Origin of the sequence: Ensifer sp. LC163 (genome assembly GCF_001695855.1) — a bacterium.
GTDB lineage: Bacteria > Pseudomonadota > Alphaproteobacteria > Rhizobiales > Rhizobiaceae > Ensifer.
The window spans coordinates 40,860-65,885 of record NZ_MBSS01000021.1; the positions used below are offsets into that span (position 1 = coordinate 40,860).

The window sequence follows — 25,026 nt, forward strand, 5'->3', positions numbered from 1 at the left end:
CGCCGAAAAATGGATAAATCCGATATCACGCTCGAACGCATGCGGACATTCGTGCGCGTTGCCGAGCGCGGCAGCCTGTCAGCCGTTGCGCGGGAGCTTGGGGTCGGTCAGTCTACGGTCACGCGGCAATTGCGCGAACTGGAGGAGGCGCTGGGTGTGCCTCTCGTCAGCCGAACGACCCGGCGCGTGACGATGACCGACGAGGGCAACCGTTACTATGCCAACAGCGTCCAGATCCTGCGCTTGGTGGAGCAGGCGGGTGATGAGGCACGCGCCACCGGTGGTGCCTCGGCTGGCACAATCCGGGTCTCCTGCACCGCGGCCCTCGGTGTTCTGCACGCCACGCGACTGATCTTTGCCTTTCAGGAGCGATACCCGGATATCGGCGTCGATCTCAGCCTGACGGACGAGCGCATCGATCTGGTGCGGGAGGGCATCGATATTGCGCTTCGGCTGGGGCCGCTCACCGACAGCTCGATGAAATTGCGGGCACTGGGGCAAAGCCAGCGTCTGCTGGTTGCCGCGCCGGACTATCTCGCCAAGCGAGGAACGCCGATCGTTCCTCGGGACCTCTCGGAGCATGAAGGCGTCCGCATGTCGAACGTGGCGGGCAGCGACCTGCTGGAGCTTCACGGGAAGACCGGTGAGCGACATTTGGTGCCTTTCCACGGGCGTCTACGCGTAGACCACGGGCTGGCGGCACGCGAGGCGCTCGTCGCCGGCCGAGGCATCGCCCCCGCCCACCGATGGCTTGTCGACGACCTGCTTGCCTCCGGCCGGTTAAAGGCGATCTTTCCGGACTATTTCCTGCCAGCCGTGCCGCTGAGCATGCTGATCGTGCCGGAGCGTGCGGGCATTACCCGGGTGAGGTTGCTTGTCGATTTTTTTGCCGAGCGGATCAGCGACATTCCGGGCCTTGAGTGACTGGCGTTGCGCCGATGTGCGACCGGTCATGGTCGTCAGGGACGTTTGAGCGATCCCGCGTCGGCTGAGGCCAGCGAAACACATTTCACCGGGTCGAAACGCTTGATCTAATGGAGCCGCAGAACCTCGTTCCAGCGGGCAATCAGCCTGGATCGCTTGACCTGATCGAGATAGACCATCAGTCCGGGGCTGACGGGCACCGGACGCAGTTGCGCGCCGAGCATTTCCTGCATGGTGTTGGCGGTGTTTTCACCCGCGACTTCAGGGCTGACCGCGGGGATCTGCAGTTGCCGCGCCATGATCGTCTGGCCCTCCTTGGACATGAAAAATTCCAGGTAGCGGCGGCCGAGGTCGGGCGAGGCGGATGCTTGCGGCACGAGGCCGATCCGTGACATCACGACGGTGTAGTCCTTGGGCAGCATGATGCCGACATCCGGGTGTCGGGCTGCCCAATCGGCCGCGTAGGAGCCGAGGATGTTGTAGCCGAGCACGAACCGCCCGTCGGCGACACGCTCCAGAATGGCCTGGCTGGTGGAATAGAGTTTGACGCCGGCAGCACCCATGGCCTGGATGACATCCCAGATGTCGCCGAACTGTTCCTGGTCGCGCGACATGAAGAGAAAGCCAACGCCGGAACGCTCGATGTCATAGGTGCCGATCCGGCCGAAGACATCGGCGCCCTGGCGCTTGAGGTAGGCGACGAATTCGGCGCGCGTCGAAGGCGGTGCTTCCTTGGTAAAGCTCGGCTTGTGATAGACGAAGACCGCCGGCTCGAAGGTCAGCGCATAGGCGGTGTTGCGCCAGTTGGCCCAGGCCGGCCAGCGGCCGCTCATCGGCAGGTCGCTGCGCTGGGCATAACCGTCGTTGCTCAGCTTGACTTGCAGGTCCATGGCAGACGAGAAGGCAAAATCTGCGGTCTTCAAGCCGGCGTCGGTTTCCTTGACGATCCGGTCGTAGATCTCACCCGTCAGCATATCCTCATAGCGCACCGCGACATCCGGATTGGCTTTTTGAAAGCCGAGGATCATCGGCTTGGCGAGCGGTTCGTCGAGCGAGGAATAGACGACGAGCGTCCTGGCGTCGGGGGTGCCCGAAAGAGAGGGGAAAATGACCGGTGCGGCTAGAAGCAGCCGCGGACAGAGGACGAAAAAGAGAAGAGAAATCAAGTACCGCATAAATCCACAATGCCTCAGCGCGTCGCCGTTCACAAGCAAGCCAACGGCGGATAGAGTGGAGCGGGGAGTAGAGACAATTGCGCATTTTGCTTGTTGAAGACAATCAGGTCCTTGCCGAAGGCCTGTCGACCATCCTGCGTGGTAGCGGCTACGCGGTCGACGTCGTCAGTGACGGCGCGTCTGCCCATGCGGTTGCCGCCGCCGAGACGTTTGATCTGGTGATCCTCGACCTGAACTTGCCCGAGATGGACGGGCTCGACGTGCTGAGGGCGATGCGTGCCCGGCAGAACAGCGCGGCGGTGTTGATCCTGACAGCGCGCGGCACGCCGGAGGAGCGCGTGAAAGGCCTCGATCTCGGCGCCGACGATTACATGATCAAGCCGTTCGATATCGGCGAGTTCGAAGCGCGCGTGCGCGTGCTGCTGCGCCGGCAGGCGGGATTGCGGGCGTCGACCGTCAGCTACGGCAACGTCTCGCTCGACCTCAATGCGCGCAGCTTTTCCTCCGCCGGTGCGCCGATTGAAATCCCGGCGCGCGAACTGGGCCTGCTCGAGCTTCTGTTCATGCGCGCTGGCAAGGTGGTTGCGAAGGAGGCGATCATGCAATCGCTGACCGGCTTTGACGACGATCTGAGCCCGAATGCAATCGAACAATATGTCAGCCGCCTCAGAAAGCGATTGGCTCCACATGGCCTGACGGTCAGAACCGCACGCGGTATCGGCTACTATCTCGACAAGACGGCCGGCCCCGAATGAGGGCGGCGGTCTATTCCCTTCGCCGCAGGCTGCTCGGCTGGCTGTTGATCTCAACCGCCGTCATCGGCGTCATCGCGCTGACGGATACCTACCGCGAGGCGGTGGCGACAGCCAATGTCGTGTCGGATCGCGTTCTCGCCGGTTCGGCTCTCGCCATCGCCGAGCGCGTGGTTGTGGCCGAGGACGGTTCGCTCGAGGTCGACATCCCCTATGTGGCGCTCGAGATGCTGACATCGGCGGCACAGGATCGCGTCTTCTACCGTGTCGACGGGCCGCCGGGGCAATTCATCACCGGCTACCAGACCCTGCCTTCCCTTGAGGAAGCCCCCGGCAGCTCGACGAGCTTTGCCGACTCCTCGTTCCGCGGCGAGCCGATCCGGATCGCCGCCCTTCGCCGCTCGGCCTCGACCGGCATCAACTCGGTTCCCTTCGTCGTGACGGTGGCTGAAACGACGATCGCCCGCCGACAACTGGCGCAGACGATTCTGGTCAGATCTGCCCTGCGTCTCGGCCTGATGATCGCCGGTGCGGCCGTCATCGTCTGGATTGCCGTTACCTTTTCGCTTAGGCCGCTCTACCGGTTGGGTGATGCGATCGCGGAGCGGAGCCCCGACGACCTGCATCCGATCGGCGAACGCGTGCCCAACGAAGTCCAGGGCCTTGTCGATACGGTCAACTCGTTCATGGGGCGTCTGCAGTCGGCGCTCGACGCGCTGCGCAATTTTACCGGAAACGCAAGTCACCAGTTGCGCACGCCGCTCGCAATCATCCGCACGCAGCTGGCACTGGCGCAGCGCGCAGGCTCGATCGAGGACACGAAGAAAGCAGTGAAAAAGGCTGACGAGGCCGTGGCGAACGCCGAGCGCATCCTGGCGCAGCTCCTGCTGATGGCGAAGATCGACGCCGCCGGCAAGGATGAGGCGCGAAAATTGGAGCGTATCGATCTGGTCGAATTGACGCGCGGCATCACGGCCGAACATGTTCCCGCCGCCGGAGACGCGGGCATCGATCTGGGGTTCGATGGCGAGGGCGAAGCCTTCGTCCGCGCCGAGCCTTTGCTGATCGGCGAGATGCTGAAGAACCTGATCGGCAACGCGCTGCTCTACGCGGGGCGGGGCGCGGAGGTGACGACGCGGGTGAGCGAAAAGGAAGGCGTCGTATCCCTGGAGGTCGAGGACAGCGGACCAGGCATCAGGCCGGAATTGCGCGAGAGCGTGCTGAGACGTTTTCAGCGCGGCGCCAGCGAGGCTCCAGGAACGGGGCTCGGTCTGCCCATCGTCGAGGAAATTGCTGCCCTTTACGGAGCCCGAACCAGTCTGACCGATGGAGCGGGTGGACGTGGGCTTAAGGTTGCCATCCTGTTTCCGGCCGGATGAGCAAGGCGGGCCGGTCAGTCCTTATCCAGCGCAGACAAAATAGGGCAGGCCGGACAAGGACTGGAATAGCGCTTTAGCGGCTGCGCTGGCCGAAGAGGGAAGCTGTTTCGCGGGTCTGGACCCGAAGCATCGCGTTCCAAAGCTGAAGAACGAAACGCGGCTGGAACTGGCTCGCAAGCTTGCGCTGCGACAACATGATAAATCTCCGATAGTTTTGGATGGCGGACATATAGTCGATCGCAGATGCAATTGCCAGAGCGGTGACGCCGTGGCAGCCCTGCGCGGCAAGCATATGTCGAAATGCTACCGGGGACGGTGAAATGTGTGGGCGCCGACAATAAAATGCCGGGATGATTTTCATCATCCCGGCCAGTTGGCTCATTGGGAGAACAGGTCTTCTTTGGAGGATCAGGCTTTCTTGCGGTTCTTCTGTCGATAGACGTCGATCACGACGGCGGCGACGATGATCAGGCCCTTGACGATCTCCTGATAGTAGGCGTCGATCTGCAGGAAGTTGAAGCCGGATGACGTTGAGAATGCCGGGGATGCCACGGGCAGCGGCGATCAACGCAATGCGCTGGTGAAGCGTCGAAAGGCGGGTGTGCAAGAACGTTGGCTATGCAAGTCGGGCCGGAACATCTGTTCCGGCGCCGCGAGCTTCGTCCACTTTTATCGTGCAAGAACCAAAGCTGGCCCTGGTTCAACGATCCTCGCGGGTATGCCATACGCGCAGAACATAGATTGTCGACTGTTGAATCTCGTAGCGGATCTCATAATGCCCAACGAGGATTCGGCGGACTTCGCGAGGCGCAAACTCTTCGAGCTTCTCTCCAAGTCGCGGCTGTTCAATCAGGCGCGTCGGTGCAGTCGTCAACGATAGAACCGTGCGTGCGGCCGCCCGCCGATTAACAGGAGCGAGAAACTCGAAGAGGCGTGCGAGATCACCGAGGGCCTTGCTTGTCCATTTAGCCTGCATCAGAGCGGAACAGAGAGCGGCTTGTCGTTGTCCAGACTATCGGCCCAGGCTTGCACGGCCTGATGGTCAATGACTTGACCGGCGTCCACGTCCGCGAGCGCCTCAAGTGTGAGCAGGCGTCGTTCATCCTCTTGGTCCACCCAGGCCGTGAGTGCCTGCTTGATGATCCAGCCGCGCGAACGTTCCAGCCGGCTAGCCAGCTGATCTACCCTCTCCGCAAGCGGCAGCGGAACATGCGCTGTCAGTACTTTGGTTTCCATCGAACATCTCCGACCTATCGGACTTAATCATAGTGATTAAATACGATTAAGTCGAGGCGCTGTTCGTCCCTGATGGGGCCAACGGCTTTGCTGGCATCAAGCCGGGGCAGTGTCCGCGAAATTCACCGTGATACACACGTTTGGCAAATGGTTTGCCGATCACTTCTGTCAAACACCAAGAGCGAGGTTGCCTGCCAGCTTCCAAATGGCGCCGGTAGCACCACGGATACAAAAAAGGCCGGGATGATTTTCATCATCCCGGCCAGTTGGCTCACCGGGAGAACAGGTCTTCTTTGGAGGATCAGGCTTTCTTGCGGTTCTTCTGTCGATAGACGTCGATCACGACGGCGGCGACGATGATCAGGCCCTTGACGATTTCCTGGTAGTAGGCGTCCACCCTTAGGAACGTGAAGCCGGAGGTCATGACGCCGAGAATAATGGTGCCGATTACCGTGCCGGTGATACGCCCGACACCACCGGTCAGCGACGTGCCGCCAATGACGGTCGCGGCGATCGCGTCGAGTTCGTACATGACGCCCATGCCGGCCTGTGCGGTCTGTGCGCGAGCGGCAGTGACCACGCCGGCAAGACCTGCCAGCATGCCGGCAATGGCATAGACCTTGATCAGATGGGCCTCGACATTGATGCCCGAGACGCGGGCTGCCTGAACATTGGCGCCGATCGCATAGGTGAACTTGCCGTAGCGGGTGTAGCGCAGGGCAATGTGGAAGATGATCGCGACGACCAGGAAGACGATCACGGGCCAGATGCCGGTGCCGATGAAATTGAACTGGTCGGTGAGGCCGGAAACCGGCTGGCCCTTGGTGTACCACTTCGAGATGCCGCGCGCCGAGACCATCATGCCGAGTGTGGCGATGAAGGGTGGGATCTTGGTTCGGGCGATCAGCTGACCGTTGATGAAGCCGGCAAGTAGGCCGACGCCGACGCCGAGCCCGATCGGCACGATAGCGGGCAGGTCCGTCAGCGACGGATAGAGCGCACGTGGCCAGGTGGAGGCCTGGGCCACGCTTGCCGAGAACATGGCGGTCATTCCGACGACCGAGCCGGAGGACAGATCGATCCCCCCGGTGATGATGACCTGGGTCACGCCGACGGCGATGATGCCGATGACGGCGACCTGCAGGATCATGATGGTCAGGCGCTGCGGGTTCATCAAGAAACTCTGCCCGACGAAGATCCAGCCAAGGATTTCGTATACAAGCGCGATACCGATCAGCACCAGGAAGATGCTGAATTCGGGCGGCATCCGACGCTTCGCACCCGGAAGGGCCGCGCCGGTGCCTTGTGCTGCGACATTGGTTTCCATTGTTCGTTCCTCCCTGTGGTCCGTTCGGTTCGCGCTTAGCTGGCGGCGAGTTCCATGACCTTGATCTGGGTTGCTTCGGCGCGGTCGAGGATGCCTGTGACACGACCTTCGTGCATGACCATGATGCGATCGCTCATGCCCAGTACTTCCGGCATTTCCGAAGAAATCATGATGACGGCGACGCCGTTGCGGGCGAGTTCGGTGACGAGACGGTGGATTTCCGCCTTGGCCCCGACGTCGATGCCGCGTGTCGGCTCGTCGAGGATCAGGATGCGCGGGTTGGTGAGCAGCCAACGGCCAATCAGCACCTTCTGCTGATTGCCACCCGACAGGTTCTCGATGCGCTCCTGCAGATTGGGCGTCTTGACCCGAAGCTTGCGGCTCATCTCTTCGCAGGCGGCGGTGATGTCCCTTTCCGTCACGAAACCGCCCTTGACGAAGCGGTCCTGCAGGACGGCGATCTGCATGTTTTCGAGCACGTCAAGGATCAAGAGACAGCCGGTGTCCTTGCGGTCTTCCGTCAGGAACGCCATCCGGTTGCGGATTGCGGTATTGGGACTGTCGATCGAAACGGTCTTGCCGTCGATGGCGATGGTGCCGGAACTTGCCGGCGTCACGCCAAAGAGCGTCTCGGCGACATTCGAGCGGCCGGAGCCGACCAGCCCGGCGATCCCCAGGATTTCACCGGCGCGCACGTCGAAGGAAACATCGCGGAACACGCCGTCAAGCGTCAGATTGTTGACCGAAAGCATGACGTCGCCGATCGGCACCTCTTCCTTCGGGAACATCTGGGTGATTTCGCGGCCGACCATCATGCGAATGATGTCGTCGCGGGTGACATCGCTCGAGGCATGCGTGCCGATATATTTGCCGTCACGGAAGACCGAGAACTCGTCGGCGATCTCGAACAGCTCGTTCATCTTGTGAGTGATGTAGACGATGCCGATGCCCTGCGAGCGCAGATCGCGGATAATCTCGAACAGGTGCGCGACCTCGCGCTCCGTCAAGGCCGAGGTCGGTTCGTCCATGATCAGCACGTCGGATTCGTAGGAGACCGCCTTGGCGATCTCGACCATCTGGCGGTTGGCGACCGAGAGGTGCCGGACCTCGATATCCGGGTCGAGCTTGATGTTCAGGCGATCGAACAGTCGGGCGGTGATGCGCCGCATCTCGCCATGATCGACGAAGCCGAAGCGGTTCTTCGGTTCGCGCCTGATCCAGATGTTTTCGGCGACCGTCATGAACGGCATCAGGTTCAGTTCCTGATGGATCATGGCGATGCCATTTTCGAGCGCGTCGAGCGGCGACTTCAGTCTGATGTCGGCGCCTTTCAGCCGGACCTCGCCCCTGTCGGGCGTATAGATCCCGGCAAGGATCTTCATCAGTGTCGATTTGCCGGCGCCATTTTCGCCCATAAGCGCATGGACCGTGCCGCGCTTCAGGCGGAAGGACACGTCGTCGAGCGCGACGACGCCCGGAAATTCCTTGCGAATGCCTTCGACGTTGAGAAGGTACTCGGCGTTGGGTACGGCGCCGCTGGCGCGCACGGCGGCCATCGTTGTCGGACTGAGCGTCATTATCATTGCCTCCCCGTCAATTCCGGCTTTCGCGGAAAAGTCCTCGCAACTGGTGGGTCAACCAGCCATTCTCCTCGCAGGCACTCGTCTATGGGATCAGCGCATCTGCAGCGGGACTGTTTTTGAATGGGAGCGCGGGATTATCCCGCGCTCTCGTTGCAACGGATCAGTTCTTTGCCTGATATTCGGCAAGGTTGTCCTTGGTCACGAGTTCGAAGGGGATGTAGACCTTCTTCTCGATGGCTTCGCCCTTGGCGAGCTTCAGCGCCGCGTCGACAGAACCCTTGCCCTGGCCGGCAGCGTTCTGGAACACGGTGACGTCGAGGTCGCCGGCGGCCAGTGCGGCAAGCGCATCCTGGGTGGCATCGATGCCGCCAATAACAACGCTGTCCATCGAGCGGCCAGCCGCCTTCAGTGCCTGGATGGCGCCGATCGCCATTTCGTCGTTGTTGGAAATCACGGCATCGAACTCGAGGCCGGCAGAAAGCCAGTTGGTCAAGAGGTCCGAGCCTTGGGTACGCGACCAGTTGGCGGTCTGCTCTTCGACGATCTCGATGCCCTTGCACGCTTCGGTGGCGAGCACGTCATGGATGTCCTTCGTGCGCATGCGGGCAGCCTGGTTGGAAAGCTCGCCCATCATGACGACGGCTTTGCCCTTGCCGCCCAGCATCTTGCAGACTTCCTGGGTCTGCAGCGTACCGGATTCCTGCTCGTTCGAGGCGACGAAGGCCTGCTTTTCCGGCAGGGTGTCGACGTTAACAGGTTCGCGGTTGACGTAGACCAGCGGAATGCCCGCGTCAGCGGCGATCTTCGACATGGCGGCCGTGGCATCCGTATCGACCGGGTTGACGATGATGGCGGTGACGCCGGCGGCGATGAAGTTCTGGATCTGGCTCTGCTGCTTCGAGACGTCGTTCTGTGCGTCTTCGATCTGCAGATCGACGCCATCGAGCGTCTTTGCATAGTCGGACATGCCGTTACGCAGGACCGTCAGGAAGTTGTCGTCGAACAGCGCCATGGACACGCCGATGGTTTCGGCATGCGCTGCCGTCGACATCATCACGGCCATGGCTGTACCCAGCAGGAACTTTTTCATTGTCTTTCTCCTCCACATTTGGTGCCCGGCCACACCTTCTCCAGCCGGAAACGCTGACCACATCGGGTCGCGCCCATCTCTGATCGGAAGCGGTACTCCCGCTACGCTCCAATCAAAACGGAATAAAAGAACCAGTGATTTGCAATTACGGAATATGTATTCCATTTTATGCGGGCGCCGTCAAGGGTGTCTTTCGACGCCTCGCTTCGTTTTCCAATGCTCGGTCGGCTTTGCCAGTCAGACGTGGGCTTCGACGTAGGCTGTGCTTGATTTGATGGCTGTCGCCGGGTCGGTGAGGCCGTGCACTTCATCGGCAAAGGGCTCGAAGGAGAAGGGGCCGGAATAGCCCGCAGCTCTCAGGTGGCGAATCTGCCCGATATTGTCGAGGGTGTCGTTTTCGTCGACCAGAACACGATGCGAGTCGCGCAGATCGGCGATCGCCACACTGCGGTCGGTAACGCCGGAGATATGCACGAGGCCGGTCATCTCGGGGTAGATCGCCGGCTCGCCGGCGAGATGGTGGTGGAAGGTGTCATGGACAACGCGGAAAGTCGCCTCACCGTCCACGGCCTGAATGCCGTCAACAGCTTCCGTCTTGGAGCGAAGCGAGCAGATCTCGAAGCCGAGCGGCTCGACAAGGCCAATGATGCCGGCAGCATCGAGCATCGGCTTCAGTGCCTTAAGAGCTTGCTTCAGATTGGCCTGGCGTTCGCCATCGGCCTGGCCGCTGCCATCATTGACCGGAACAAGGACGAGCGCCTTGGCGCCGCAGTCTCGCGCGTAGGAAATCAGGTGCGCGGCCTCGGCTGCGCGGGTTTCATTCCATTCATTGAAGCGCTGCAGAGCGTTGATGGAGATGATCGTCACTCCATGCTCCACGGCAAGTGCCGCCACTTCTGCGGCGGGACTGCCGTCCAGGATTGCATTGCCAGTCAGGTCGTTGCGGATCTCGACGGAAGTCATGCCGAGCGATCGTGCAAGGGCAAAGAAAGCGCCGACTGACAAGGCGGGCGTCGTCATGTGATTAAGCGCGAAGGGCAGGGTAGTCATGGGAATGTCTCCTCCAGGTTGGATTTGTTACTAGCTATAAATGGAACGTTCATTCCATTGATAGCTAGCCGGACAAATCGCCCGTGGCTAGGAGGTGGATAATGCGTGTCCCGTCAAAGCACTTGCATTGGTGCAAGATTGTCGTTCTCAGATGATGGAATCCAATCAGATCCCCGGTGGTTTCGGTGCAGATCTACTGTTCGCGTGCGACCGCCTTTGAACTCTTGCTAGGTTGGCCTGGATCGAGAAGGCTGGCTTCTGCGCTCCGTCGGTCTGCGCAAGGATGGAGTATTCCGATCTACCCGGTGCGTCTGTTCCAAAATGACGGCAGCCGTGGAGCATACGCCGTCCAATCGGCTTAGCCGGCGCTTGCCAGCTAGGGTTCGCGCGGGCGCGGAGGGAGTGCGTTTGCGATCTGGCGCCGCCGTGCGAGCCTGTCACCGGTAATCGCCAGGCTAGGGGGAGCTAACTCTCGCAAATATGCGAGTAAAATGAAATGTATCACAATGGCGGCAGACGCCGCCCTGTTTGCAAGCGCTTGGCGCGAGACCAACGCCATACTTTCTTTCATTCGGCGGCAAGGTCAAAGCCGCGCTTGGCACAGAGGCGGCGTTTGCGGGAGACGAGCCCTAACCACGGATGACCCAAGCCCCTAGCACAAGCAGGACAAGGGGTGTGCCTAGCAGCATGCCGCCGAAAAGCAAAGCCGCTTTCTGTACCTCCCTGCCGGCTCGAAGTCTGCTCCCAATCTCGTCCGGCACGACAATGCTCGGGCTTCCAGATGCAGCAGCCCTTTCCCTCATGGCGGCTACCTCTTTCTCGGCTTTCCAGCCGTCGGTGATCACTACCCAGCCCCTGACGAAGATGGAGCCTCCATCTGTCACGTCTCGCCGCCGTCCTTCAATTTCGACGTAGACGACTAGCGTCAGCACCCAAAGTGCAGAGACGATCAGCCACAATCGAAAGAAACCGCGTCGGAAATTCATCTTGCGCCCCCGTCCAATGACGTGAGGATAGCACAGCGGCGTTTAGCGACTAGCCAGCTCGATTCGTCAGACGCCCCAATGCCTGCTCCCGCTGCCAGCGCGCATGATCGTGGCGGCTAAAGCTGCCGGTCCTCATGAGTGATGGTTTCAATGATGACCTTGCGGTGGCTCTGGCAGTCGCCGAGAACAGTGCTCTTTTCGTCTCGGCCTCCAGCTTCTGCGATCGCCTTGATCAGCTCTCCATCATCTCGAAACGATGCTTGGCGGTGGGCGTCGTTGGTCCAGCACCACCGAGCCTGATGATAGTCAAGGAAGAGTGTTAAGGCGCTCCTCGACAAGGTCAGGGAAATCATCCAAGGCAACGCGAGCGTCACTCAGGAGGCGTTGATACAGAAACTGAACCCAGTCATCCGGGGATGGGCTATGTATCACCGTCATGCCGTGGCGAAAGCGAGCTTCTCATCGATAGACGCGCACATCTGGCAAATACTCTGGAAATGGGCAAGTCGGCGTCATCCCATGAAAGGAGCACGGTGGGCGAGATACTGCGTCGGTAAGGGGATTGAACGGTTGGACCGGATATCCGTAGCTTTCATCGATGATTGGGCCTCTGAAATTAAAGGGATCCAAACTTGGGCCCTGGTCTGAGGACCTTGGTCTGAGGACCTTGGTCTAAGCACCTTGGTCCAAGCAATCGCTACACTAAGGACCCTCGCATACAGATGCTCAAGCTTGCATAGTCATCGGCGATTGGTCCGTGGAGGGCCTAACAACTGTCGCAACCATGGCTTCGGCGGCGTGTTCAGCCGGCAGCGCACTTCGTTTGGTGCGAAGGCGAAGCTTTGTCCAAGGTGAAGGCAATCATTGGGAGGGTGGCATGGTACAGTATATTCGCTCGGACCTGGAATTCATCCTGCAGCAAATTCTCCTCGCGGAGGCCCACGCGGCCGGATCTGATCCGAGGACCCTGGTCCCGAACTCGTTCGTCCCCTTCGGTCTGCGGACGGTTGATGGATCATTCAACAATCTTTTTGCGGATCAGAGCGAATTCGGCGCGGCCGACAACATCTTCCCGCGCCTGACGGACCCGGTGTTCCGTGATGCCCAAGCTGGAACCTCATATGCGCAGACAAGTGGCACGGTCATCGACTCGCAGCCGCGAACGATCAGCAATTTGATCGTCGACCAGTCGTTGAACAATCCGGCGGCGATTGCGGCCGCCCTCCAGAATGCCGGATCTGTGGACATTACCGGAGACAGCGCCTCCTTCCTCACTGCCCTCCAGGCTTTGGAGACGGCCAAGGCCAATGCCGGCGGCAATACGTCAGACCCGGCTGTGATAGCCGCCCAGCAGGCGTTCGATCAAACGGTAACGAATCTTGGCCTGAATATCGTTACCAGCCCTGGGCTGGATGGCCAGTTTGGCACGGGCGACGACAAGCCCGTCTTCTTCATTCCCAATAGCACGCCGGATGAAGGCCTGTCCGCACCATTCAATTCCTGGTTCACCTTTTTCGGCCAGTTCTTCGACCATGGTCTCGACCTCGTGACCAAGGGGGGGAATGATGTCGTGTTCATCCCGCTGCAGCCGGATGATCCGCTCTTTGTCGTGGGCAGCCCGACAAACTTCATGGTGCTGACGCGGGCGACCCAGTTTGCCGGGCCGGGCGCCGACGGCATTCTTAACAATGACCCGACGACGGCAGTTGACGAGTCCGCCGACAACACAACCCACGAAGCGATGAATACGACATCGCCGTTTGTCGACCAGAACCAGACCTATTCCTCGCATCCCTCGCATCAGGTTTTCCTGCGCGCCTATGAACTGGATGCCAATGGCAGGCCGGTGCCTACCGGCAAGCTGATCACCAATCGCGACCTCGGAATCGACGGCATATACGGCACGGACGATGACGTAGAAATCGGTGGCATGGCCACCTGGGCCGTCGTGAAGGCGCAGGCGCGCGACATCCTCGGCATCAACCTGACAGACACCGACGCGCTTCGCGTGCCGCTGCTTGCCACGGATGCTTATGGCAACTTCATCAGGGGCCAGAACGGCTTTCCACAACTCGTCGTCGCGGCCGGCCCTCCCCCGGTTCTTGTCGAAGGCAATCCGGCATCGCCGGTCAACGCGTCCCAGGCGATCAGCACAGGACACGGCTTCCTCGATGACATCGCGCATGCCGCCAACCCCTTCGGCGACCATGACGGCAATCCGGCAACCCCCCCTCAGGCATTGACCCCGGACGTCGACCTTGTCGCAGGTGGCACACCTCCGGGACAGGGATTTTACGATGACGAGCTGCTCGACGCGCACTACATCGCCGGCGACGGCCGCGTGAACGAGAATATCGGCCTCACCGCCGTGCATTCGATCTTCCATGCCGAACACAACCGGCTGGCCGATCATACCATGGAAGTCCTTGTCAGCGATGCCCAGGCGCTGCTTGCCGGTGGCGCGACGCAGGCTGAGGCGGTTGCCTTCCTCAATCAATGGCTGGTGGTCGACGTGCTGACGGTCCCGGCGCTTGCGGACATCGCCACGCTCCAGTGGGATGGCGAACGCCTGTTCCAGGCGGCGAAATTCGGCACCGAAATGCAGTACCAGCACCTGGTGTTCGAGGAGTTCGCGCGTAAGATCCAGCCGCAGGTCGATGCGTTTCTTGCGCCTGAAGGTTTCGACACGACGATCGATCCCGCGATTGTTGCCGAGTTCGCACATACGGTCTACCGCTTCGGGCACTCGATGCTGACCGAGACAATCGACCGCCTCGATCCCAATTTCGTATCAAGCGAAATTGGCCTGATCGCGGCCTTCCTCAACCCGCTCGCCTTTGCCGCAAGCGGTCCAACGCCGGAAGAGGCGACCGGCGCCATCGTGCGCGGCGTAACGCGCCAGGCCGGCAACGAGATCGACGAGTTCGTCACGGAAGCGCTGCGCAACAACCTTCTTGGCCTGCCGCTTGATCTGCCGACCATCAACCTTGCGCGTGGTCGTGATACCGGCGTGCCATCGTTGAATGCCGCGCGCCGTGAATTCTACGAAATGACTTCCGACAGTCAGCTCAAGCCTTATACGAGCTGGGTCGACTTGGTGCAGAACCTGAAGCATCCCGAGTCGGTCATCAATTTCATCGCCGCCTACGGCACGCATGCCGCCCTGACGGCGGCCGACGTCGACACGCTTGCGGAAAAACGCGCCATTGCCTCAGCTCTGGTTCTGGGCGGAAGCGCGGTGATCAACGCCGGTAGCATTGCCGAAAGGACATTCATTGCGGACGAGGCCGACCGGCTTGCCTTCCTCAACAGCACCGGCATCTACGCCAACTCCCCGACCGGGGTGACGACCACCGGTGTCGATGCAATCGACCTGTGGGTTGGCGGCCTCGCCGAAAAGCAGATGCCGTTCGGTGGCCTGCTGGGCTCGACCTTCAACTTCGTCTTCGAGACGCAGTTGGAGGCGTTGCAGAATGGCGATCGCTTCTACTACCTTGCCCGCACCGCCGGCATGCATTTCCTCACCGAGCTGGAGAACAACTCCTTCGCCAAATTGATTATGGCCAACACCAATGCCACGCATCTGCCTGCCGACGTGTTCTCGACGCCTACCTTTATTCTTGAGGTCGACCAGACCCGGCAGTTCACCGAACTGAACGAACCCGGGGCCGACGGAATTCAGGGTACGGATGACGATGTCGCCGGCCTGGACGGGATTTCCGGCAATTCTGATCCTCTCGGCGGCACTGCCCTCATTCCGCTCGTCATTCGCGACAACCCGGCGACTGCGGTCGTCGATACGAATTTCCTCCACTACACCGGCGAGGATCACGTGGTTCTCGGCGGCACCGAGGGCGATGACATTATCATTTCGGGCATTGGCGATGACACGCTCCTGGGCGACGGTGGCAATGACCGGATCGAGGGTGGCGACGGTGTCGACAATATCGAAGGCGGCGCCGGCGACGACATCATTACCGACCTGGGCGGCGATGACGTCCTCAAGGGCAATGACGGCGATGACGTCATTCACGGCGGCAATGGCTTCAATCTGATCCTCGGCGGGGGTGGCAGCGACTTCATCATCACCGGCGAGGACGTTTCCGAGACCTTCGGCGGCACCGGCAACGACTTCATCCTGGGCGCCCAGATGAACCTGCCGACATTCGGCAATGAGGGCGATGACTGGATCGAGATCGGCACATCCGATGGCGCGGGCGGCGACAATTTCGACCCGCAGGAGGCGGGCACCGTCATCGGCCACGATGTTTTCATCACCGGCGGCGGCTTCGACGAAGTCGACGGCGAAGGCGGCGACGACATCATGGTCATGTCCGACGGCGAAGACCATTTCGGCGGCGGTGGCGGCTTCGACTGGGCCAGCTACAAGAACGATGCGTTCGGCGTGACCGTCGACCTCAATGTCAACGACTTCATTGAGCCGCCGGTAACGCCCTCCAACCAGGGTATTCTTGACCGGTTCGCCCAGGTGGAGGGCCTGACTGGATCGGCCTTTGGCGACATCCTGCGCGGCGACGATGCCGACGCGGCCGAGATCAACGTTGCCGGGCCACAGAACAGTGCGCTCACCAATATCAGCCTGATCGACGATCTGCAGGCGTTTCTCGACCAGATTCTGTCGACGACGGGCGTCACTTCGTTCGGCGGCGGCAACATCATCCTCGGCGGCAGCGGCAGCGACATTATCGAAGGCCGCGGCGGTGACGACCTCATCGACGGCGACCGCTGGTTGAACGTGCGGATTTCGGTGACCGGCCACACGCCGCAGCCGGGCCAGCCCGTCATCACCAGTGTGGACAGCCTGACAGAGCTTGTGCCCTATATGCTTTCCGGTGAAATCAAGCCAAGCCAGCTCAGTATCGTTCGCGAGATCAACACCGGCGACGCCGACTTCGATACGGCCGTATTCTCCGACAATCGAGCCAACTACACTGTCGTGACCAGCCTGGGCGGTGTTACGACTGTCACGCACAATCTGCTTGATGGAAATGGAGTCGTCATCGGTGTCGACGCAGATGGCGCCGACCGCCTCCTGAACGTCGAGCGGCTGCAATTTGCGGACCAGTCCGTGACGCTCGTGGCCGGTCTCAACAATGATCCGGTTGGCCTGTTGGTGCTTGACGACCTCACGCCTGCCGTCAATCAGGTATTGACGGTTTCGACGGCGGGCGTCACCGACGCCGACAATCCGGGCACGGGAGAAATTACCGGTCCGATCAGCATCATCTGGCAATCGGAAGCCATCGCCGGCTCGGGCATCTTCCAGGATATCGTCGACTTTGGCGGCGGCAACCCCGGCACGGCGCTTGGCAATACGTTCCGCATCACGCCCGATCTCGATGGGCTGAGACTGCGCGCCAAGGCGGTCTATCAGGATGCCAATGGCGTGCTGGAGACGGTTTTCTCCACGCCGACCGTGGCCGTCGCTGCCGGTGCACCGGCGGCGCCGCCTGCGCCGATTCCGGCCGAAACGCCGGTCACCAGCGCCGGCATCCATCTGATCCGCGGCGATCTGCAGTTCATACTTGACCAGATTCTGATCGCTGAAGCGCATTCGGGGGCTTATGGAACCCCGGCACAGGACCTGCGCTCGCTGCTGCCGAACACCAGGCTGCCTTTTGGCCTGCGCACGGTGGACGGTTCGTTGAACAACCTGGTTCAGGGCCAGACCGACTTCGGCGCTGCCGACCAGGATTTCCCGCTCCTGCTGGATCAGCAGTTCCGCAATGACCAGGACGGCGACACGTTCGGCCCGATTACCAATACCAACTACGCCTCCACAACCAACGTCGTCGACGCCGATCCGCGCATCATCTCCAATCTGATCGTCGACCAGACGATCACCAACCCGGTGGCCGTTGAGGCCTTCGTCGCGGCGGGCCTCGGAACGCTCGACGTCAATGGCGTCCTGCTCGATTTGAATGGAGTCCCCATTCCCGCCGGCCAACCGCTATTCATCCCCAACACGGCGCCTGACGAAGGCCTGTCGGCGGGGTTCAATGGCTGGTTCACCTTCTTTGGCCAGTTCTTCGACCATGGCCTCGACCTCGTCAACAAGGGCGGAAACGGCACGATATTTGTCCCGTTGCAGCCTGACGATCCCCTTTATGTGGAGGGTAGCCCGACCAATTTCATGGTGCTGAGCCGGGCCACCAATACGCTCGTCCAGGCAGGCGCCGACGGCGTCCTCGGGACGGCCGACGACATCCACAGGCATAACAACCAGACCACGCCCTTCGTCGATCAGAACCAGACCTATACCTCACATCCCTCGCATCAGGTGTTCCTGCGCGAGTACGCGCTCGATGCGAACAATCACCCGGTCGCGACAGGGCAGTTGCTCGACGGCGCTGACGGCGGCCTGCCGACCTGGGCCAACGTCAAAGCGCAAGCGTTGATGCTTGGCATCACCCTCACGGACGCGGACGTTACCAACCTGCCGATGGTTGCCACTGATCCCTACGGCAAGTTCATTCCGGGCGCGAACGGCCTGGCGCAATTTGTAACCGCAGGCGGACTTGTCGAAGGGGTCGCCGGTGGTCTCGCTGTCCCCGTCGATGTCATCCGGACCAACCATGCCTTCCTCGACGACATCGCGCATAGCGCCAATCCACGCAATTCGGCCGGCGCGCTCCTGACGGCCGACGCCGACACCGGCATTGGCGATGACAACAATCCGGGCACCTACGACAACGAGTTGCTCGATCGCCACTTCATCACTGGCGATGGCCGCGGCAACGAGAACATCGGCCTGACCACCGTGCACCACATCTTCCATTCGGAACACAACCGGATGGTTCAGCACACCAAGGATGTCGTTCTCGCCTCTAACGATCCCGCCTTCATCGCCCAGTGGCAGTTGCCCGATGGCTCGTGGAACGGCGAGCGCCTGTTCCAGGCGGCGCGCTTTGCCACCGAGATGCAGTACCAGCACCTGGTGTTCGAGGAATTCGCGCGCAAGGTCCAGCCGCAGGTCGACGTGTTCCTCGCCGAAGGCCAGGGCTACGACGCCACGATCAATCCCGCGATTGTTGCCGAGTTCGCCCATGTGGTCTATCGCTTCGGCCACTCGATGCTGACGGAAACCGTGAATCGCCTCGACCCCAACTTCCAGTCGAGTGAGATCGGCCTGATCGAGGCCTTCCTCAACCCGGTCGCGTTCAACAATGACGGTGCCTTGACCGCCGAACAGGCGGCCGGCGCCATCGTGCGCGGCATGACCCGCCAAACCGGCAACGAGATCGACGAATTCGTTACCGAAGCGTTGCGCAACAACCTTCTTGGCCTGCCGCTCGATCTACCAAGCATCAACCTGATGCGCGGGCGCGATACGGGCGTGCCGTCGCTCAATGCGGCGCGCCGTGAATTCTACAACGCCACCGGCGACGGACAGCTCAAGCCATATGCGAGTTGGGTCGAGCTTGCGGCCAACCTGAAGCACGAATCCTCGGTGGTCAATTTCATCGCGGCGTATGGCACGCATACCGCCCTGACGGCGGCCGACGTCGACACGCTTGCGGAAAAACGCGCCGTTGCCGCCGCTCTGGTTCTGGGCGGAAGCGCGGTGATCAACGCGGGAGGCGCAGGCGGCGTAGAGAGGACGTTCACCGCGGACGAGGCGGATCGCATCGCCTTCCTCAACAGCACCGGCATCTACGCCAACTCCCCGACCGGGGTGACGACCACCGGTGTCGATGCAATCGACCTGTGGGTTGGCGGCCTCGCCGAGCGGCAGATGCCGTTCGGTGGCCTGCTGGGCTCGACCTTCAACTTCGTCTTCGAGAACCAGATGGAGAAGCTGCAGAATGGCGATCGTTTCTACTACCTGGAGCGTACGGCCGGACTGAACTTCCTCACCGAGCTGGAGAACAACTCCTTCGCCAAATTGATTATGGCCAACACCGACGCCACGCATCTGCCTGGCGACGTGTTCTCGACGCCTGGCTTTATTCTTGAGGTCGACCAGACCAAGCAGTTCACCGAACTGAACGAACCCGGGGCCGACGGAATTCAGGGTACGACTGACGATGTCGCTGGCCCGGACGGGATTTCCGGCAATTCTGATCCGCTTGGCGGCATCCTTCTGACGCCGCTGGTTATTCGGGACAACCCGGCAACGCCAGGTGCCGATACCGACTACCTGCGGTATACCGGCGAGGATCATGTTGTCCTCGGCGGTACGGCCGGTAACGACACGATCATCGCCAGCATCGGCGACGACACGCTCTATGGCGACGCCGGCAACGACAGGCTCGAAGGCGGCGACGGCGTCGATATGATCCTCGGCGGCGCTGGCGACGATATCATCACCGACCTTGGCGGCGACGACAACCTTCAGGGCGGCGATGGTAACGACGCCATCCATGCCGGCAATGGCATCAACCTGATGCTTGGCGGTTTCGGCAACGATTTCATCGTTACCGGCGAGGACAGCAATGAATCCTTCGGCGGCCCTGGTAACGACTTCATCCTGGGCACCCGGGCGGACGAAATGGTGTTCGGCAACGAAGGTGACGACTGGATCGAGCATGGAATGGCCGATGGCAGCGCCGGCGAAAATTTCGACACGCGCGGACTGGATTCAATCATCGGCAACGACGTCTTCATCGGCGACAGTGTCGCAGACCGAATGCTGGGTGAGGGCGGCGATGACATCATGGTCGGCAATGGCGGCCAGGTCGACCGCTACATCGGCGGGTCCGGTTTCGACTGGGCGGTTTTCAAGCACGACTCGTTGGCCGCGAATGTCGACCTCAATCTCCGCGCCTTCGACGAAACGCCCGTGCCAGTGACGGCGGCATCGGCTCTTGCGCGGTTTGAATCGGCTGAAGGCCTGTCGGGATCCTCCCTAAGCGACATTCTGCGCGGCGATGATGCCGACGCAGCCGTGATTGCTTCGTCTGGTTTTACCGGCAGCGTGCTCACCAATTTCGGCCTTGTCGCTGGCCTGCAGCAATTCGTCGGCGCTGCTGCTGCCGGATCGGATGGCATTGTCGGCACCGCCGACGATCAGTTCGGCTCGGGTAACATCATCCTCGGCGGCGACGGCAGCGATCTCATTGAAGGCAGGGGCGGCGACGACCTTATCGACGGCGACCGCTCGCTCAATGTGCGCATCAGCGTGCGCGCGAATGCAAACGGCACCGGCGAGGAACTCTTCAGCGTCGACAGCATGAGTGAACTGACCGGCCGTGTGTTCTCCGGTGAAATCAATCCAGGACAACTCACAATCGTCCGTGAGATCTTGACGGCGGATGGCCCTGGTTTCGACACGGCGGTGTTCTCGGATGTCCTGGCTAACTATCGCTTCAATGGACAGGTCTTTGACCCGGCCAACCTGCCGACGCCTGATATCAACGGCTTCATCACGGTATCGCACATTGTCGGAGGCGTCGCTGGCCCGGACGGAACCGATCGTTTGTCAAACATCGAGAGGCTGCGGTTTGCTGACCAATCGATCGTACTTGGAGGTATCAACAGCGAGCCGGTGGGCCTGCTCTTGATCCGCGACGCGGCAACGGCCACTCCGGACAATACACCGTCCGAGGGTCAACTCCTGGAGGTATCGATCGCGGGTGTGAGCGATGCCGACAACCCTGGCGGCCTGATCACCGGGCCAGTCACATACTTCTGGCAGTTCGAACCGCGCCCCGGCACCGGCATCTTCGAAGACATCATCATTGCCACAGGTCTGGGGGATGTGAGTGCGACCGGCCCAACCTTCACGCCTGGCACGGATTTAGCCGGACTCGCATTGCGCGTGCGTGCTATCTACCAGGACGCCAATGGGGTTTTGGAAGAGGTGTTCTCGGCGCCCACAGTGGGTGTCGGGCTTGAGCCTCCCCCAGCCAACACGGTCGTGGGAACGCGGGGCGACGACACGCTCAACGGCGGTGCAGGCGATGACATCATCAACGCCGACCGCGGCAACGATACAGTCAACGGCGGCGGCGGCAACGACATCATCGACGCCGGCCGCGGCGACGATACCGTCAATGCCGGCGACGGCAACGACACGATCCTCGCTGATCGTGGCAACGACATCGTCAATGGCGGTCTGGGCGACGATACGATCGACTCCGGTCGCGATGACGACCAGATCAATGGCGGCGCCGGCAACGACAGGATCGCCGCCGACCGAGGCAACGACACCATCACCGTCGTTGCCACCGAAGGACGCGATATCATCGATGGCGGGCGCGATCTCGATATCGTTCGTGTCCTAGGCGACACGACCGCGGAAACCTTCCGCATCTATGCAAGGGCCGACGCCATCGCAGCGGGGATGACGATCGATCCGGCAACCGAAATCGTCGTCACCCGCAATGGAACCGGCAACGCGTCGATTGTCGCGGAACTCAGCACGATTGAGGAGATCGTCATCACTGGTGGCGGTGGCGCCGACAGTTTCGTTACCATCGGCGATTTCGCACCGACAACCCTCTTGCTCAACACCATTACGCTCGAGGGCACGGCCAGCGATGACACAGTCGACATATCGGCGCTGCAGTCCGCCCATCGGATTGTCTTCAAGTCGAATGGCGGTCACGACACCATCATCGGCACATTGCGGCCACAAGACGCGATCGAACTGGCCCCCGGTTCGACACTCGCCAACTACACGCGCTCGAATCTCGCCAACGGCACCACAATCCTGTCGAACGGCAACCATACGATCACGTTCCTTACTCTGCCTGACGGGGCCTCGCCAACCTTTGCGGAGTCGGGTGTCGGGGGCGGCGGAAGTGGCGGTGACGACGGCGATGGCGTCACTGGTGCGTTTGAGCTGACCGATCGTGACGTTTCGGGGCTGATGAACCTGGTCAGGGGCCAAGAGATTCCTGGCAACGACGACTCCGTTCCTGGGGTGCGTGACCTCTCTGGCCACGGCAACAATGTCACCCATCCCGAATTCGGTGCGGCCGACGAACCTTTCATCCGGTTGACGGACGCCCATTTCGGCGCCTTTGATCCGGCGACCGGCAACCACAAGGTCAATCCGATTTTCGCCGGGCTCGACCCGCGCAACATCAGTAACATCCTTGGGACGCAGGAAGCCGACCTGCCGAAGAACGAAAAGGACGCCAACATCTTCTTCATGGCGTTCGGCCAGTACTTCGACCACGGCCTCGATTTCCTCGGCAAGGGCGGCAACGGCACGATCCAGATCGGCGCACCGGGCAACGGCGCACCGGGATCGGGCAATCCGGCCGACCTGACACGTGGCACCGTCGACAGCATCGTCGACGGGGTACCGCAGCACCTGAACAAGACCTCACCCTTCGCTGACCAGAACCAGGCCTATGGCTCGAACGAACTCGTCGGCCAGTTCCTGCGCGAAGGCAACGGGTCCGGCGGACTCGGCTCGCAGCTGCTTCAGGGCGCGACGGATCCGTCCAACAGCAACTTCAAACTGCTGCCGACGCTGCGCGAATTGATCCTGCACCACTGGGAGAACAACACGGTCTTCCACTCGGCGTCATTGCCGGGCGGCCAGGTGGCGTTCCAGACCTATTTTGCCGGTCTGGTCAACAACGGCGTCATCAACCAGGCGATGCTGCCGGCGATGACCTCCAACTTCATGGGCAGCACCCATGCGCTGCTTCTCGACACCAACCCGTTCATCAAGCTGCTCGACCACTACGTGGTCGGTGACGGGCGCGGCAACGAGAACTTCGCGCTGACCTCGATGCATACGATCTGGGCCCGCAACCATAACTTCCATGTGGACGGGCTGGTGGATGCCGGCTTTGAGGGAACGGCGGAAGAACTGTTCCAGGCTGCCAAGATCATCAACGAAGCCGAATACCAGCGCGTCGTCTTCAACGAGTTCGCCGACCACCTTATCGGCGGAATCAGAGGCGACGGCAGTCACGGCCACGGCGAGTACAATCCGAACGCGGATGCAAGGATTTCGCACGAATTTGCCGCTGCGGTCTACCGCGTTGGCCACTCGCTGATCGGTCAGACGATGACCGTTCTCGATGCCAACGGACAGCCGAAGCAGGTGGCCCTGTTCGATGCCTTCCTCAACCCGAGCAACGATCCGGACGTGTTCACCGGTCCATTGCCTCCCGGGTACGTGCCGAAACCCGGCTACGAACAGCTTGGCGTCAACTCCATTCTCGGCGGGATCATAACCCAGCAGGCGGAAGAGGTTGACTTCAACATCGTCGATGCGGTCCGCAACGATCTCGTTCGCATTAACGCCGACCTGTTCGCCTTCAACGTGGCGCGCGGATGGGATGTCGGGCTCGGAACGCTCAACCAGGTCCGCATGGATCTGGCCGCCTCCCAGGATCCTTATGTCTCGGAAGCACGCGGCTTTGCCGGCAACCTCTCGCCTTATACCTCTTGGGAGGATTTCCAGGCGCGCAACGGGCTGAGCCAGGCGGTGATCGACCAGTTCCGCCAGGCCTATCCGGATCTGGTGCTGCAACCCGGCGATATCGCCGCGTTCCAGGCGATCAATCCAGATATCCAGGTGGCGATGCAGGCCAACGGTACCGGCATCGTCAAGGGCATCGACCGCGTCGACCTCTGGGTCGGCGGCCTTGCCGAGAAACACATCAATGAAGGCATGGTCGGCCAGACTTTCTGGGTCGTTCTGCACGAACAGTTCGACCGGCTGCAGGAAGCCGACCGGTTCTACTATCTAGATCGGGTAGACGACTTCGACTTCTACGAGAATTTCGTCGATGGTCAGGAGTTTGCTGACATCGTCGCGCGTAATACCGGCTTGACGGGCCTCCCGGAGCACATCTTCGAAACGCAAGAGCCTGAAGATGACGATGACGATGATGACGGCGATCCCGTTGGCGGCGGCGACGACGATGACGACGACACCGGCGGTCCCGACGATGATGACGACGACGGCTCCGACCCGGACGATGACGGCGATCCCGATGAAGACGATGACGATGACGACGACACCGGCGGCCCCGACGATGATGGGGACGACGATGACGACGACGACAGCTGCGGCTCCGGCGACGGTGATGACGACGGCGATGGCGATGGCGACGGTGGTCAGACGCCGTTGCCGGCTGCGGCGCGCACGCTGATCGGAACATCTGCGGCGGATGTGCTGCTGGGGGGTGTGCTTGCCGACGTGCTGCTGGGCGGCGCTTCCGGCGACATCCTGTCGGGCGATGCCGGCAGCGACGTGCTGCGCGGCGAGGACGGCGAGGATGTGCTGAGTGGTGGTGACGGCGACGACGTTGCCTCGGGCGGCGCGGGCGATGACGAGATCCACGGCGGGACCGGAGCCGACATGCTGTTTGGCAATGGCGGCGACGACCTGATCTACGGCGACGCCGGCAACGACGTCATCGAAGGCGGGGCGGGCTCGGACAAGGCCTGGGGCGGTGCCGGCGCCGACATGGTGCTGGCCACCAAGGGCGACGGCTCCGACAGCTACTGGGGCGGCGACGGCGTCGACACGCTCGACTATTCGGTGGCGACGAGCAAGCTGACGGTCGACATCGGCACCGGCTTCATGGG

The 25,026-nt window shown here is 61.3% G+C and carries 13 protein-coding genes and 2 pseudogenes; 5 read left to right on the forward strand and 10 right to left on the reverse strand.

Annotated elements, in window-relative coordinates; genetic code table 11:
* Positions 1 to 9 precede the first annotated feature (9 nt).
* Entirely contained in the window at positions 10 to 924 is a 915-nt protein-coding gene (locus BC360_RS17960) for a LysR family transcriptional regulator (protein ID WP_065796363.1), read from the forward strand.
* Positions 925 to 1,031: 107 nt separating this feature from the next.
* Here BC360_RS17960 and BC360_RS17965 read toward each other — a convergent pair whose 3' ends face one another.
* On the reverse strand, positions 1,032 to 2,099 hold the full coding sequence (locus BC360_RS17965; protein ID WP_065796364.1) for an ABC transporter substrate-binding protein: 1,068 nt from the start codon (positions 2,097 to 2,099) through the stop codon (positions 1,032 to 1,034).
* A gap of 77 nt (positions 2,100 to 2,176) precedes the next feature.
* Between BC360_RS17965 and BC360_RS17970 the strand changes: the two genes are divergently transcribed.
* Both BC360_RS17970 and BC360_RS17975 read left to right on the forward strand, forming a co-directional pair.
* The gene (locus BC360_RS17970; RefSeq protein WP_065796365.1) at positions 2,177 to 2,854 is read left to right on the forward strand and encodes a response regulator transcription factor; all 678 of its coding nucleotides are present in this window, start codon (positions 2,177 to 2,179) and stop codon (positions 2,852 to 2,854) included.
* On the forward strand, positions 2,851 to 4,230 hold the full coding sequence (locus BC360_RS17975) for a sensor histidine kinase (RefSeq protein ID WP_065796366.1): 1,380 nt from the start codon (positions 2,851 to 2,853) through the stop codon (positions 4,228 to 4,230). Before BC360_RS17970 ends, BC360_RS17975 begins: the two co-directional genes overlap by 4 nt.
* Before the next feature lie 73 nt (positions 4,231 to 4,303).
* Here the strand turns inward: BC360_RS17975 and BC360_RS31670 are convergent, their stop codons facing one another.
* From BC360_RS31670 to BC360_RS18015, 9 genes and pseudogenes are all read right to left on the reverse strand, one after another.
* Positions 4,304 to 4,612 carry a hypothetical protein gene (locus BC360_RS31670; RefSeq protein ID WP_139110099.1) on the reverse strand — a complete coding sequence of 103 codons (309 nt, stop codon included), beginning with the start codon at positions 4,610 to 4,612 and terminating at the stop codon, positions 4,304 to 4,306.
* Positions 4,613 to 4,638: 26 nt separating this feature from the next.
* Positions 4,639 to 4,758, reverse strand: a pseudogene (locus BC360_RS31675) (ABC transporter permease); the annotation flags it as partial.
* A gap of 172 nt (positions 4,759 to 4,930) precedes the next feature.
* Positions 4,931 to 5,206, reverse strand: coding sequence for a type II toxin-antitoxin system RelE/ParE family toxin (locus BC360_RS17985; RefSeq protein WP_065796367.1), 276 nt, complete (start codon positions 5,204 to 5,206; stop codon positions 4,931 to 4,933).
* Positions 5,206 to 5,466, reverse strand: a complete 261-nt coding sequence (locus BC360_RS17990; RefSeq protein WP_025429011.1) for a CopG family ribbon-helix-helix protein — start codon at positions 5,464 to 5,466, stop codon at positions 5,206 to 5,208. The genes BC360_RS17985 and BC360_RS17990 overlap by 1 nt, the downstream gene beginning before the upstream one ends.
* A gap of 301 nt (positions 5,467 to 5,767) precedes the next feature.
* Positions 5,768 to 6,793, reverse strand: a complete 1,026-nt coding sequence (locus BC360_RS17995) for an ABC transporter permease (RefSeq protein WP_065796368.1) — start codon at positions 6,791 to 6,793, stop codon at positions 5,768 to 5,770.
* A 35-nt stretch (positions 6,794 to 6,828) separates the two neighbouring features.
* Positions 6,829 to 8,370 (reverse strand): sugar ABC transporter ATP-binding protein, encoded by a 1,542-nt coding sequence (locus BC360_RS18000; RefSeq protein ID WP_065796369.1) that lies wholly within the window; start codon positions 8,368 to 8,370, stop codon positions 6,829 to 6,831.
* A 166-nt stretch (positions 8,371 to 8,536) separates the two neighbouring features.
* Positions 8,537 to 9,466 carry a sugar ABC transporter substrate-binding protein gene (locus tag BC360_RS18005; protein WP_065796370.1) on the reverse strand — a complete coding sequence of 310 codons (930 nt, stop codon included), beginning with the start codon at positions 9,464 to 9,466 and terminating at the stop codon, positions 8,537 to 8,539.
* 237 nt (positions 9,467 to 9,703) lie between these two features.
* Entirely contained in the window at positions 9,704 to 10,516 is an 813-nt protein-coding gene (locus BC360_RS18010; RefSeq protein ID WP_065796371.1) for a TIM barrel protein, read from the reverse strand.
* A gap of 629 nt (positions 10,517 to 11,145) precedes the next feature.
* Entirely contained in the window at positions 11,146 to 11,502 is a 357-nt protein-coding gene (locus BC360_RS18015; RefSeq protein WP_065796372.1) for a hypothetical protein, read from the reverse strand.
* Between the two features lie 330 nt (positions 11,503 to 11,832).
* Here BC360_RS18015 and BC360_RS30905 point away from each other — a divergent pair.
* A pseudogene (locus BC360_RS30905) lies at positions 11,833 to 12,150 on the forward strand (group II intron maturase-specific domain-containing protein); the annotation flags it as partial.
* 229 nt (positions 12,151 to 12,379) lie between these two features.
* On the forward strand, positions 12,380 to 25,026 hold a 12,647-nt coding region (locus tag BC360_RS18025), incomplete at its 3' end, for a peroxidase family protein (RefSeq protein WP_065796374.1).